The organism is Chloroflexota bacterium (assembly GCA_016219275.1).
In the GTDB taxonomy this organism is placed as follows: Bacteria; Chloroflexota; Anaerolineae; order UBA4142; family UBA4142; genus JACRBM01.
The window spans coordinates 1-12898 of record JACRBM010000089.1; the positions used below are offsets into that span (position 1 = coordinate 1).

Sequence of the window (12898 nt, forward strand, 5' to 3'; positions counted from 1 at the left end):
CCAACGATGATCTCCAATTTCCCATCGCCATTCAAATCGGCGAGCGTGGGCGAGGAATGCCGCACATAGCCCGCATTCCCGCCACCCAGTTGGCGCGTAAACACCGGCGTCACTGCATTCACCGCGAGGGCAGGTTCGGCATTGACAAAGATAAGCACGGAGATAAAGATGCTGGCTCCAATTATCAAAATGTATTTTGTGAGCTGCTTGTGGAACATATCTACTCCCATGAGTTTACTCACTTACAATCATGGCAAACCGGAAATCATCAAAACAAGATCTCCTGGGATGACAAACGAAAAGGTCTGTCATGCCGCGATAGCAGAATGACAGACCTGGACGTCTTCCTATTCCACTTCGGCGGCTCGGCGATCATCGTGTTAGAGCGCGACACTTTAGACCCGTAGCTTTGCGTCCCCGCCTTTCGACGGGTTTGCCATTATCGGTGTTTTTAAACTAGTACTTTCTAACCAAATTATGTCACCAATTACAAAGATTTCAATAGGACATGGGTATATGAAAAAAACCGGGACATCGTGGGTAATGTCCCGGTTTTTTCAACTGGTCTGGCAACGATGAAACTCTAGTATTGCTGTACGATTGCTTTTCGTATCGTACGCCGGTACAACCGCGCCAACCACGGTGCACGTCTGGAAACATAATGCCTTCCCGCGTACCACAAACCCTGCACGTATTTCATCGGCAACGATCCATTCGCGCGCTCCCACCAAACACGCTGATCAACTTGCTGCAAGCGCGCGGCGCGAATCAGCACCTGTGCCGGCACAATGCTCTCTACTTTTACCTTGAGGAAATCATTTTTTCCGAGATCGGGCAATCGCAAGTAATAATGATTCCAGCCGGCATGAACTTGGAAGCGCGCCAAGTCTACATTGTTGACGGATATCTGGCATGGAGTACCTACTGGCGCATACGTGCCCAGTTCGACATCCAAATAAGGTTGCCCAGCATAGCGTAAAAACAATGTACTCGCCCGATCAATCTGGCGGTACGCGCGTCCGGTCGTATCTGTTTGAATGGAAGTCCATCCTTGCCCATGCACTTCGTGCTGACCCACCACCATGGCATCGCTCACATCGGCGAGCCGATGCGAACCAGTCCAATTTGCACGCCGACAGCTGCGACATTCGACGGGCGCATGAGTCCCTTTCAATGTCGCTCTGAACGCGCGATATTCCGATCCCCACCAGATTTCTTCAAACGATTTATCATATACGTTTCCGAGGATGCGTCCGGACACACAGCACGGATGCACATCGCCATTGTAACCGATCACAGTGTCTAACCACGCCACGCCACAGCCCTTGCGAAAACCCAGGTCGGTCGTTTGCTCTGGCGTGTAATCCGTGCGAAAGAAGCGATCCGCGATGACGAATTCTGGCGGCGGATTGCCCATCTCGTGATAGAAACGCGCGGGCGATTCCAAGCCAATCACGATCCCCAACTTTTGCGCCAGCTCGCGCGCTTCACGATACGCTTGGCGCGTCCGTTCTTTGGATCCCACCGGTTCTTTGCTTGCCAGACTAAATTCCTTGGTTAAGGCAAAATCATCCAAGGGACCAATCGTAAAATTGCGAATATCCAATTCGTCCACCATGCGAACCATATCCGGCAACTGCAGCACATTCTCCGGCATCGCGACAAACGCGACCTGCAAATGCGGCGTCGCCGATCCCAGGCGTCGCTTGACGCGATTCAAGTTAAGAATGTTTTGCTTCACCACCTCCAACTCCGCGCCTTCGCGCAAGCGTCGAAACGTTTCCGGGTCAGCCCCATCCATCGAGATCGCCATGTGGTCTAGACCGGCGCGCACGAGTTCCTCCGCCGCGCGTTCGGTGAGCAACATTCCATTCGTCGTGATGTGAACGCTCAAGTTATATGTTTTGATGCGCCGCACGATATCGGGCAATTGTTTATTGATGAGCGGCTCGCCAAACCAGGAGAGCACGACGCTCCGTGTATTGCGGAAAAGACCGTCCAATCGGTCGAGCAGGTCCATTTTCAAGTTGCCGAATTCTTGACCGCTCGTCCCCGCGCTGGGACTCTTGCCAATGGTGCGCGGACACATGGGACAACGCAAATTACAGAACGAACTGGTCTCCAGCATCACCAGTTTCGGATAAGGGATCTCCTCCAAGTAATGCGCCTGGTAGATATCTGTATCTTCAAAGAACTCAATGGTCATTTCATCCTCTGATGTATCTAGACAGTCCTCGCGCACGATGCGCCGGGCTGAAAACACGAACGGATAGAATATTGGAGTTTAGACTAACTGCAGAAAACAGGCGATTTCCCGCTATTTTTCGGCTCTTGTAAGCTAAAAATATAGCTAGAATCGAAGATTAGTCTAAACTCCAATAGAATAGTTTTCCAACTCGAAATCACCGTTCGCTATTTACTCGAATAAATCGCCGAGAAAGGTCTGCCACGTTTGCCGGACTTGCGGTTCGAGAAATGATTTGACGCGCACGCGTTGGTGCGCGGTGATGCGATGGCGCAGTGTGTCGTCGCGCACCAGGACATCTAGCACCTCTGCCAGTGCTTCGTAATCCTTGCAATGAAACTGGACACCCGCATCGCCGAGCGTCCCTGGCACTGCCGCGGCGGCATACGCCAGCACCGGTAGACCCAGGTACATGCTCTCGATGAGCGGCTTGCCAAATCCTTCGTGCTCGCTCATCGAAACATAGACATCCGCCAACTGGTAATAGGTGACCAGGTCTTGTTGCGAGGTTTTGCCGACAAAGACAACCGCGTCATCCAAATCCAGATCAATCGTCAAATTGCGCAGCCAATGTGCGTATGCCGGCATCCATGCATCGCCTACGAGAAACAGTCGCGCGCGCGGTTCGACCCGCCGATAGAAATACAACAACTTGAGCAGGTCTTCTTGCTTTTTGTTGGGCACTTGGCGACCGACAAAAAGTAAACTGGGACGCTGATGCCCATAGCGCGCCAAAAGATCCTGATTTGCCGGCAAATTGATGCTACCCTCATCGAGCGCGATGGGCAAGACACCGGTCTTGCAAAAGCCAGCCGCGACCAAATCGGTTTCGTTGAATGCCGAATCGGCTAACGCCAACCTGGTATGCGAACGCAATGCCAGCAGTTGTTCGCGTCCTTGAATCATCTCGCGATTCAGCGCGGGATTGATCGTCGTGAAAAATTCGGGCGGCGTGACATTATGATAAATCAAGATCAACTTGAGTGATGCCGCCATCAATAGATCGGCAACGGAAGAACCGATGCTGTGGTGATAGATCAACCATTCGTCACTCGATTGGGGTCGCCAGGTCGTTACCGGTCGAACCTGATCCTCCAGCGCCGGGTCAATGTACTGCGCGAAAATCTCGGACGCGAAACCCATCTCCCGCACCCAACGGCGTACTATGAATGCTTCATCCGTGATCGCATCACCGCGGGTTGCGCCGATAATCACCTGGTTTAGCGCGGTCACGTTTTTACATTCTCCGCGGTCCACGTCGCCATAATCCGCTCGAACCGATCCACGACCGTTTCCCAGGTATAGTTTTTCTGAACGTACTCCCTGCCCAGCTTGCCCATTCGATTCGCCAACCCAGGATTGTGTTTGAGCCACTCGACCGCGCCGACAAACTCATCATAGTCGCGGTACCATAATCCACCATCGCACCGACGAACATGCCCCAGGGTTACGGGACATTCCTCATTCACCAGAACTGGACGACCATTCGCCCACGATTCCATGATCGTAAATGAAAAACTCTCGTTTGCCGATGGCTGGCACAGCGCCAAGGCCGACGCGCACGCAATTGCTTTATCTTGCTCCGAAACAAATCCACGAAAATCGAACGCCGGATGAACCGGCGGTTTCACCGGTCCATCGCCTAGCACGACAAGTCGAATTTCACCACCGTTGTCAACATATCGTTGAACAAACTGATAAAGCAGATGAACATTCTTCCCATGTTCTAATCGTCCAATGTACAAAAGATCACAGCGCGGATGATCGCTTGCGTTATCTACTAACGGAGTCAACGCAACGCCGGCTCCCAAGACCGCATGATGTTGCGGTAGGATTCCTAAAACCTGCATGGCAAGCGCGCTTTCTTCCGGCGAGTTGAATATAACACCGCTCACGCTTTCCATCAAGAGGCGAGAAAACTCCAAATAGGCATACGGTTCATCGTGCAGACAGGGTACCAGTACGGTTCGCTCCGGCGCAGACCACGCCGCGTAATGCGAAAGCGGCAGCGCGTAAGGTAAAACAATCACCGCATCGAATTCTTTTGCATGTTTAGCGATATATTTATAAAGTGGAGTACTGTGCGCGCCGGTTTCTAACCAAGCATGTTGATCGGCGATTGGGAGAGTCCCCAAAATATTGAGACAAAATTCCAACGGGGACCGATGAGCGTGGTCCCACCAGGTGATTGGAAATCGCCGGACCAGAACGCCAGTGATGGTTTCTGCGCCGGCGGGGTAAACATTCTCCCAGGTGTAATGACTGCGCGCACAGGTTGTCCAAACCTCGACCATCCAACCGCGCCGCGCCGATTCCTCGGCAAAACCCATTGCCAGTTTCTCTGCGCCGCCGGCGACATCCTGACCGTAACGTAGAACGACAACTGCAATCCGCATCACGCGCTCAATCCTTTTGCGAACGCAACTGTTTCAACTCGGCTTCGAGCGCCATGATTTGCCGTTGTTGGGTTTGGCTCAACGCGGTCAATTGATTCAGCGCGCTAATCAAATGCCGGTTCACGTTGACCTGATGTTCAATCGAACGATTGACATAGAATAGGACGATCCGATGCAAATACGCGCGGGCACGCTGCCACACGGATCCAAAAATCGGGATGCGCGTCGCGCGCGTCGCGGGCAATTGCGCGCCGGTTTCTACGTTCGCAAAAGTCTCGTTGGCTAACCGAAGATGATGGTAGAGATTCGGATCATAACCAATATCGTCCGGCTCGCCGGGAAAAGCCGTACCGCCGAACGATGGAAAGACGCGCTTTTCATACCCAAGTTCTTTGCGCCGCCGGCGAATTCGTTCGCGAATCTGTTCCATAATTTCGGCGGTATTGATTTCTGGGTCGTGTATCTCGATCAAGTTGTCAGCCAGTTCTTGGTTCATTTCTTTCTCCTAAATTGCAAGCCCGATCCAAGCACCCACGAAATAGTGCGCGCACCACCTCCGGCGCAAACGCGGCAAGGCGCTCACGTTGGCGACTGACTAGACGCGTTCGCAACGAATCGTTCGCGATTACTTCGTGCGCGATTTCGGCGATGACCGGATATTCTTTTCGCCGAATCAAGACACCGGCGTCTCCCAACGTGGACGGCACACCGGTCGAAGCATACGCAAGGACAGGAACATCACAGCGCATCGCTTCGATCAGAGGAATACAGAAACCTTCGTGCTCGCTCATCGAAATGTACACGTCCGCCATTTGATAGTAGTGTTTCACAGTCTCGACGCGTCCCGTGAAAACGACCGCATCATCCAAGCCCAATCGCGCCACGAGGCGATGGAGCGCATCCACGTACTTCTGCATTCCCTCTATCGTGCCGACCAACCAGAGGCGCGAACGCGGAGTAATCCAGGTATGATAAAAATAAAACGCCTTGACGATATCGTGAATACATTTGTTGGGAGCTAATCGTCCAACGTGCAACCACCTTGTTTCGGAGTTGCCCCAGGTTAAATCAATCTGGGTCAAGCGCGACGACGGTATGTGCTCCAACGAGAAAATCGGCGGCACGACGCCGAGCACGCGGAAACCCATCTGCTCCAAATCATGTTGGTTAAAGGGCGAATCCGCAATCGCAAATGCTTTCTCAACAAAGAACGGCAGATCGCGACGCGCCTCTTCCAAACGCCGCGCCAGGTCGCCGTTCACCGCGTAGAAATAATGCGCGGGCGTGATGTTGTGATAATAGAGCACGACGCGATCCGGCAGATTCAAGACGAAGTGATTGACTTGTCCGCCGACCGAGTAGTGAAGGATCAACAGATTGTCGGAATGGCTAAACTGACGATAGGCGTAATGCGGACGACATTCCTTTGCCAGGCGCGGCTCCCAAACCTCCGCGAAAATTTCGGACGGATAACCCCACTCGCGCGACACGCGACGAAGCATCAAAGCAAGGTTGCCAATCGCATCGGCATAACCAAAGAATGGAAGAATCTGATGAATCGCGCGCGGTTGCATTCCCAAACTCTATTGTAACGCGCGCCAATGTGTGAGCGCCATTTCAAATCGTTCCAGCACCGCGTTCGCGCTGTATTCAGATTGCGCGTATCGCTTGCCATTTTCAGCCAATCGGCGACACAGCGCATCGTCCGTCAAAAGCAAATCGAGCGCGGCTTGGAATTCATCCTCATCGCGGAAATACAATCCACCGTTACTTTGGATCACATTGTACCGCGTCACGTCACAATCCGCGTGGATCAGCGCCGGCGTACCGCTCTGCCATGCTTCCATCATCACAATCGAGAAACTTTCGTTGAGCGAGGGCTGACAGAGCAAGGTCGCCGCCGCATACGCGTCCCATTTGGTTTGCTCGTCCACAAAACCCAAACGCACAATGTCCGGATGGCGCGGAATGTGTGCAGGTCCCCAACCCATGAATACTAACTTGGTCGCGCCGCCGCGCCGGCGTTTGTACTCCAAGAAATAATCGGCGAGTAGCGCGATATTTTTGCCGCGCTCAAAACGACCCGCGTAAAGAATGAATGGCTCGCGCAAATGATAGCGCGCGCTGAATCGTTCCGCATTCGGTTGCGCCGATTCAAGATTCGCGATGACGCCGACCACTCGACCACCAGGATGCGCTCCGTACAGGCGTTGAGCCAAGCGCGATTCGGGGTACGCATTGAACATCACGCCCAGGCAGGCGCGATACATGTCGCGCAGAGGAATCAGACGCGCGTAGATTTCGTCGTGGAGAAACGTCCAGAGGATCGAACGCTCCGGGTAGATCGCTGATCCGTAGCAGGTCGTGCCAAAGAGATAAGGTCCAAAGATCAGAAAATCAAACGACCGTCCGCGCGCTTCAAGATACGCGTACAGTTCTGGACTGTGCGCGCTCTGGCTGACCCATTCATACTGTTCGTCCGGCGAAAGTGTTTGCTGGTGCATCAAACGCAAATGCACCGCTTCGTAACGCGCCGCATCGCGTAGTTCGTGCGCAATGGGAAATCGGTTGACCGGCACGTTGTTGATGATCGTTTCACCGGCGGGCAATTCATTCTGCCAGGTCAAATGATCGCGCGCACACGTCGTCAGGATTTCTACATCCGCCAAGCCCGACGCGATCAACTGTTCTGCAAGGATACGAAACGATCTTTCTGCGCCTCCCAAAATATCCCGTCCGTACCGCGGTACGACCAAACCGATTCGCCAGCGCGCCATCGCGTTCAACCTGCCTCACGCGAGTGTTCCAGTTCAGCCACGCGCTCGCGTAACGCGCTCACCTCGTTTTCTAGTTTCTGCGCGCGGGTGTGCGCCAGCTCCAGTCGTTGGACGAGCACGGAGATGACATTCGCTGCCGCTGTGTTATAGACCACCTGTCGCCCTGCCATCTGATTCACGTACTTGACCACGAGGCGATGCAACAAATTTTCCAGACGATAGAAAACAAAGTTGAAAAACGGTATCTGCCGATCGCGCATCGCCAGCGATACCAGGATCGCGTCCGCGCTGGTCTGCAATTGACGCAAATCATAACTGAGATCGGCATCCGATTGATCTGTGGCAACGCGTGGCGCGCGCGCGTCCACCAACGCATCATACTCCAATCCCTGCGCGTTCGCTTGTGCGCGCCGCTCACGAATACGGGCACGTACGCGCTGCATAATCTCTTCGACGTTGATCTCGGCATCGCGAATCTCAATGCCGCGCTGATCATCTGTCATTTGGCGCTCCGTTCCGCGCTGGTTTCCGCATGATCTAGCATCGCGAGCATCGCATCCGCTACGCTTGCCTCATCCATGCTGTCCAATTGCTGAAGACGTGACAAGGCATCAGTTGCGCGCATTAAAGTCGCCAGCCCGCGAAACGTCCGCAAATTGAAAATCGTTTGTTGCCGCAGCACCGGTTCGAGATAGTAGCGCATCACTTGCCTTGCCCAAAAATCCAGGCACGCATCAATCACTCGCCCAACCACCGGGACGTGCGAATTCGAGCGGGGCAATTTCAGCGCAGATTGATTTTCCAAATCTTCGATGTGCGTGTACAACCCGGCGAGATCAATCGTTTCCGGCAACGCGCTTTGCAAAACCGGCAAATACTCCGGCGCAGAAACTTTTTGTTGTGCCAACGCCGACTGTCGCATAATCAGCGCCGCAACGCGCGAATGCGCTAGTTGCCGGAGCGACTGGAGCGATTCGATCACATGCCGGCTCTCGCCGCGCGTGAGCCGCGCGCCCAACGTCGAATCATTTTTGCGCTGGGACGCGATGAGCGGATAAGCGAGCAGATTATCCCAGTACGCGCGTGAGTACGCCACCATATCGTCAATCAGACCGGCGATTTCGATTGCCCTGTGCTCGGCGCTGAAAAATTCTGCCAACTCGCGCGCATTCCAATGCCGAAGCACAAAGCGTACGCGGTTGCGATGATAGGCAAGCACGCGCGCGTGGCTGGCGGCTGGCAACGTCGCGGTCTCGTAGTGATCCAGGACCGCACGCGGTTGATAGACGACGCGAAATCCCGCGCGCCGCGCGCGGTAACAGCAATCAACCTCTTCATAAAACGCGGGATGGAATTTTTCATCCAACCCGCCGAGGCGTTCCAAAACTTGCCGCCGAATTCCAAACGCCGCGCCGGTAACGTAATCCGGCTCGGTCAATGTATCGTACTGACCCTGGTCTTGCTCGCCCCAACCGATGTGATGCGTCCATGCCGTCGCGGGTTGAACAACGCCGCCCGCATGTTGGATCCCGCGCCCATCCGGGTATAGTGCCTTACATCCGACAATTCCAATCCCAGGATCGGCAAATGTATCGGCAATCGCGCGCAACCATCCTGGCTTGACTGCCGTGTCTTGATTCAGGAGAACAACGATTTCCCCAGTCGTCGCGCGAATGCCGATATTATTTCCGCCGGCGAAACCCAAATTGTGATCGTTCCGCACCAAGCACACGCGCGGAACGAATTTTTGGACAATCGAAACCGAGTCGTCGGTCGAAGCATTGTCCACGACGACAATCTCGGCACTCGCGTCTTGATCGAGCAACGCGCGCAAACACGCGTCGAGAAAACGCGCGCCATTCCACACCAAGACGACAACCGAAAACCGCATTGGCTCAACGTTCCTGTTTGATGTGAGACCAGTTGCCGCGCACCGTCACCAAACCGTACCGCTCGCGACATCCATCCGCGTTCACAATTCGAAACGGATATGCGCGGTCGTGATAATCGTACATTTCCGGATTATCCGTCGCGTGCGCCGAAACCGAAATGTGATACAATCCTTCCAACATCGGTAAATGCGGAATCGTAAACGCGACAGTGCCGCGTCCTTCGAGCATCGGCAAAGGAAAACCGGCGAACGATGTGTTTGGACCCGTAATATGCATCCCATCGTGGCGATGAATCGCTATGCCGAACGTCGGTGCGGCGGTCGGTTGGTGCGCACAATAATCTATCTCCAACTTCAACGAATCGCTGGTCGCGAACATGGCTTGCTCTTCGCCGTTGTCTCCTTTGATTCGTACGTCCGTGATTTCAATTCGCCGCGTGCCCCAGCGTTGTTCCGGCGCGATCGATCCGCGCGCGCGCGGTTTCATTCCCTCGCCAAATTGATATTGATCCACGACCGCGCCGGCTTGACCATCGGAGACGACGCGCCCATGTTCCAACCAAATCGCGCGTTCGCACAACGATTTCACCGCGTCGAGATTGTGCGATACGAAAAGAATCGTCGCGCCCGCTGCGCGGAAAGACAGAATGCGCTCGAACGATTTGCGTTGAAATTCGGCATCGCCCACCGAGAGCACTTCGTCGAGAATCAAAATCTCCGGTTCCACATCGGTCGCCACCGCAAACCCGAGGCGCGCCACCATCCCGCTCGAAAATGTGCGGAGGGGCGCATCAATAAACTCCCACAATTCCGCAAAGTCCACGATCCGATCAAATTTTTCGCGCATCTGGGCGCGCGAAAAGCCGAGCAACGCGCCATTCAAAAAAACGTTTTCGCGCCCGGTCAACTCGGGATGAAAACCCGCGCCGAATTCCAACAACGGTGCGACCGCGCCGGCAATGCGAACGCGCCCGGTGGTTGGACGCAACACGCGCGCGATGACTTTGAGCAGGGTGCTTTTGCCCGCGCCATTTCTGCCGATGATGCCGATCATCTCGCCGCGGCGCGCGTCGAGTGTCACCTCGCGCAACGCCAAAAACTGTTCGGTTTGTGTGCGTCTTTGCAGCCAACGGATCGTGTGTTCTTTCAGCGAGGCAATGCGTTCATGCGGCACGCGATAGCACACCGAAATATCGTCGAGGCGAATCGCCGTGTCGCGCTCAGATTCGGTACGCCAGTCCATCCGCATTCCTTGCAAAGAACCACCAGCCAATCACGAACGCGCCCACCGCGATCGCGCTCGCGACGGCGATCATTTCGAACGAGGGCAACACGCCGGCATAAATGGGCTGGCGAAAAATTTCGAGGAGGTAGTAAATCGGATTGAGCAAAAAGAACCATTGCAGGTTCGCGGGAATAATTTCCTTGGGATAAATGATCGGCGTGAGGTACAACCACGCGGTCAGCGCGACCTGATAAATGTCAACGACATCGGCGAACGACACCGCCAATATGGACAGGACGAGTCCCACACCGAGCGCGAACAGCGCCGTGAGCAAAATTGGAATGGGCAAGAAAACGAGCGCGGGACGCAACGGTACGCCAGACACGAGGACGATCAACCCGAGCGGGACCAATGCCAACACCAGGTTGACCATGCCGGTGCCAACCGCCGCGAGCGCAAAGATGGTGCGCGGCACGTAGATGCGCTGAAGCAATCCACTGCCCCACACCAACTCGGACATGGCAGTCAACGTCGCATGTGAGAAAAAATTCCACAACACGAGCGCGGACAAGACGTAGACGGGATAATGCTCGAGTGCGATGCGAAACACATTCGAAAAGACGATAGTGAGGATCGTCATCATCAAGAGCGGGTTGAGCATTGTCCATGCTAAACCCAGGACGGATCGTTTGTAGCGCACCGTCAAATTACGCACGACGAGTTGCGCGAGCAAATCGCGATAGCGCACGACCTCGCGCAATTCCTCGAGCATCGCCGGCGGACGATGCGCCGAATCGTAGAAATCGGACACGGTTCGCATGACGATTTATTACGGCGCGCAGATGCGCGTGCCGGGCGTTAACTTGGAAAGCGCTGACACCCACGCTTGCTGACCGGCTGGCGTCGCGCGACTGGGCAACGCTTGCAACAAGCGCGCACGGGCTTGGGAACTCGCAAAGCATTGCGCCGATTCGGGCGCAACGTTCAAAACCGGCGTAGACGCGACGACTTGGGGTGCCGCGACCGGCGGTTGCACTGGCGCGTACGGTTTCGCTGCGCCCGCCGGTAACGCGCCGACATATTGCGTCCAATAAGCCCCCAAGGGCGAAATTCCCTGAGCTGGATACGGACAATTCGTCGGCGGCGAGCCGGGTCCCATGCCGGAATAGAACAAATTACCATTGTTATCCGGATAGAACAAACCATCGGTTGGATCGCACGTGCCATCGTCATAATCCATGCTCCACCACGCCCACCGTTGCACGAGGCGATTTCCATCCGCCGGGTAACCCAGACTCGCGTTCGTTTGATTCAAGAAATAATTGAACGAGGGATACATGAAACTATCGCGAACCTGGATTGGCGAAAACTGGGTCACCCCCGGCGGATCCTGAACCCATTCGGGAAGCACAACACCATACTCTGGCGTGATCAGCGGTTTGTTCTGTTGACCATGATTCTTCATCCAGGTCCGCCATCCTTCGATCATGGTCGCGGCTTTCGTGAAATCCTTGTGATCGCGAATCTGGTAGACCGTACCGACCGTTTCCGTTAACCCGGCGGGTATATCCGCGCCCCAACTTCCTTTCTGTTCGTTGTACACATAGACGTGGATATTCCACACATCCACTGGCATATTCACGGTATAACTGATCGCGTACTGCGCCCACACGCGATCCAAGTACTTGAGCCGCAAGGGCGAGGGTTGCACCAACGCGCCGATCGCAACCTGCGCGGTCGCGTCGGCATTTTTGATCGTCGTGTACACATCGTGATATGCCTGGGCGTACACTTCGGGAAGCATTTCATCTTGTCCCGCGCAAGTACCGTTCAGTCCGCTCCAATCAATCCGCTCCATTTCATTGCCGATCATCCACGTCATCCCCGGACGACTTGCCGCGAGCGATTGAATTTGGCTCGTGCTAAGAGAGACGGTGTAGGAATAGGGCGTTAAATAGGCGCAATCCACGCAACACAGGGTCGGCGTTCCATTCGCTAGCTTTTTCCACTGCTTGACGCGCACCATGGGCAAATAATCAATACCCAGCGCGGTGATCGGCGCGCCTGCCGCGCCAAAATCCACATACCAACTTAACCGCAGCGCCGCCAAGTCTTGTGTATCGTAATCCGTGAGCGCGCGACGAAGTTTATCAATGCCGAAACGCCATAGCGGCGCGGGAGTGGTTGTATACGTTTGCGAAACGAACGGCAAAAAGATCGTTGATGCGGCGTTGGGTTTAGCGACCGGCGCGTGGGCGAAGACAGGTTCCTCCGTATCCCAACGCGTCAGCACGAGCAACGCAAGCCCAACGATCAATAATCCAAGAACGAAACCAATTCGCCGTGTCCACATGTGTACCCCTT

Annotated in this window: 12 protein-coding genes and 1 riboswitch; all 12 genes read right to left on the reverse strand. The window is 54.7% G+C overall.

The annotated features are described in order from the left end of the window. Positions 1-218 (reverse strand): VCBS repeat-containing protein (locus tag HY868_24155; GenBank protein ID MBI5305246.1); only part of this gene is annotated, 218 nt, incomplete at its 3' end. A 138-nt stretch (positions 219-356) separates the two neighbouring features. Next, positions 357-448: riboswitch (cyclic di-GMP riboswitch) on the reverse strand. Between the two features lie 135 nt (positions 449-583). Further along, positions 584-2206, reverse strand: a complete 1623-nt coding sequence (locus HY868_24160) for a radical SAM protein (protein MBI5305247.1) — start codon at positions 2204-2206, stop codon at positions 584-586. A gap of 210 nt (positions 2207-2416) precedes the next feature. Then, on the reverse strand, positions 2417-3478 hold the full coding sequence (locus HY868_24165) for a glycosyltransferase family 4 protein (protein MBI5305248.1): 1062 nt from the start codon (positions 3476-3478) through the stop codon (positions 2417-2419). Beyond that, positions 3475-4641, reverse strand: a complete 1167-nt coding sequence (locus tag HY868_24170) for a glycosyltransferase family 4 protein (protein ID MBI5305249.1) — start codon at positions 4639-4641, stop codon at positions 3475-3477. The genes HY868_24165 and HY868_24170 overlap by 4 nt, the downstream gene beginning before the upstream one ends. Before the next feature lie 7 nt (positions 4642-4648). Beyond that, positions 4649-5137, reverse strand: a complete 489-nt coding sequence (locus HY868_24175; protein MBI5305250.1) for a hypothetical protein — start codon at positions 5135-5137, stop codon at positions 4649-4651. Continuing rightward, positions 5118-6215: a glycosyltransferase family 4 protein gene (locus HY868_24180; GenBank protein ID MBI5305251.1), complete on the reverse strand. Its 1098-nt coding sequence runs from the start codon at positions 6213-6215 to the stop codon at positions 5118-5120. Before HY868_24180 ends, HY868_24175 begins: the two co-directional genes overlap by 20 nt. 9 nt (positions 6216-6224) lie before the next feature. Next, positions 6225-7418: a glycosyltransferase family 4 protein gene (locus HY868_24185; protein MBI5305252.1), complete on the reverse strand. Its 1194-nt coding sequence runs from the start codon at positions 7416-7418 to the stop codon at positions 6225-6227. A 5-nt stretch (positions 7419-7423) separates the two neighbouring features. Further along, positions 7424-7921, reverse strand: coding sequence for a hypothetical protein (locus HY868_24190; GenBank protein ID MBI5305253.1), 498 nt, complete (start codon positions 7919-7921; stop codon positions 7424-7426). Continuing rightward, a complete protein-coding gene (locus HY868_24195) occupies positions 7918-9309 on the reverse strand; it encodes a glycosyltransferase family 2 protein (GenBank protein MBI5305254.1) in 1392 nt (463 codons plus the stop codon). The genes HY868_24190 and HY868_24195 overlap by 4 nt, the downstream gene beginning before the upstream one ends. Before the next feature lie 4 nt (positions 9310-9313). Then, positions 9314-10552, reverse strand: coding sequence for an ABC transporter ATP-binding protein (locus HY868_24200; GenBank protein MBI5305255.1), 1239 nt, complete (start codon positions 10550-10552; stop codon positions 9314-9316). Beyond that, a complete protein-coding gene (locus HY868_24205; protein ID MBI5305256.1) occupies positions 10530-11354 on the reverse strand; it encodes an ABC transporter permease in 825 nt (274 codons plus the stop codon). The genes HY868_24200 and HY868_24205 overlap by 23 nt, the downstream gene beginning before the upstream one ends. Positions 11355-11363: 9 nt before the next feature. Then, entirely contained in the window at positions 11364-12887 is a 1524-nt protein-coding gene (locus tag HY868_24210; GenBank protein ID MBI5305257.1) for a hypothetical protein, read from the reverse strand. Between the last annotated feature and the right edge of the window lie 11 nt (positions 12888-12898).

What these genes read in the sequence shown, in the direction of transcription:
- HY868_24185 (MBI5305252.1), bottom strand. Translation starts at nt 7,418, where the DNA reads ATGGCGCGCTGGCGAATCGGTTTGGTCGTACCGCGGTACGGACGGGAT.
- HY868_24175 (MBI5305250.1), bottom strand. Translation starts at nt 5,137, where the DNA reads ATGAACCAAGAACTGGCTGACAACTTGATCGAGATACACGACCCAGAA.
- HY868_24180 (MBI5305251.1), bottom strand. Translation starts at nt 6,215, where the DNA reads ATGCAACCGCGCGCGATTCATCAGATTCTTCCATTCTTTGGTTATGCC.
- HY868_24200 (MBI5305255.1), bottom strand. Translation starts at nt 10,552, where the DNA reads ATGGACTGGCGTACCGAATCTGAGCGCGACACGGCGATTCGCCTCGAC.
- HY868_24195 (MBI5305254.1), bottom strand. Translation starts at nt 9,309, where the DNA reads ATGCGGTTTTCGGTTGTCGTCTTGGTGTGGAATGGCGCGCGTTTTCTC.
- HY868_24170 (MBI5305249.1), bottom strand. Translation starts at nt 4,641, where the DNA reads ATGCGGATTGCAGTTGTCGTTCTACGTTACGGTCAGGATGTCGCCGGC.
- HY868_24160 (MBI5305247.1), bottom strand. Translation starts at nt 2,206, where the DNA reads ATGACCATTGAGTTCTTTGAAGATACAGATATCTACCAGGCGCATTAC.
- HY868_24205 (MBI5305256.1), bottom strand. Translation starts at nt 11,354, where the DNA reads ATGCGAACCGTGTCCGATTTCTACGATTCGGCGCATCGTCCGCCGGCG.
- HY868_24210 (MBI5305257.1), bottom strand. Translation starts at nt 12,887, where the DNA reads ATGTGGACACGGCGAATTGGTTTCGTTCTTGGATTATTGATCGTTGGG.
- HY868_24190 (MBI5305253.1), bottom strand. Translation starts at nt 7,921, where the DNA reads ATGACAGATGATCAGCGCGGCATTGAGATTCGCGATGCCGAGATCAAC.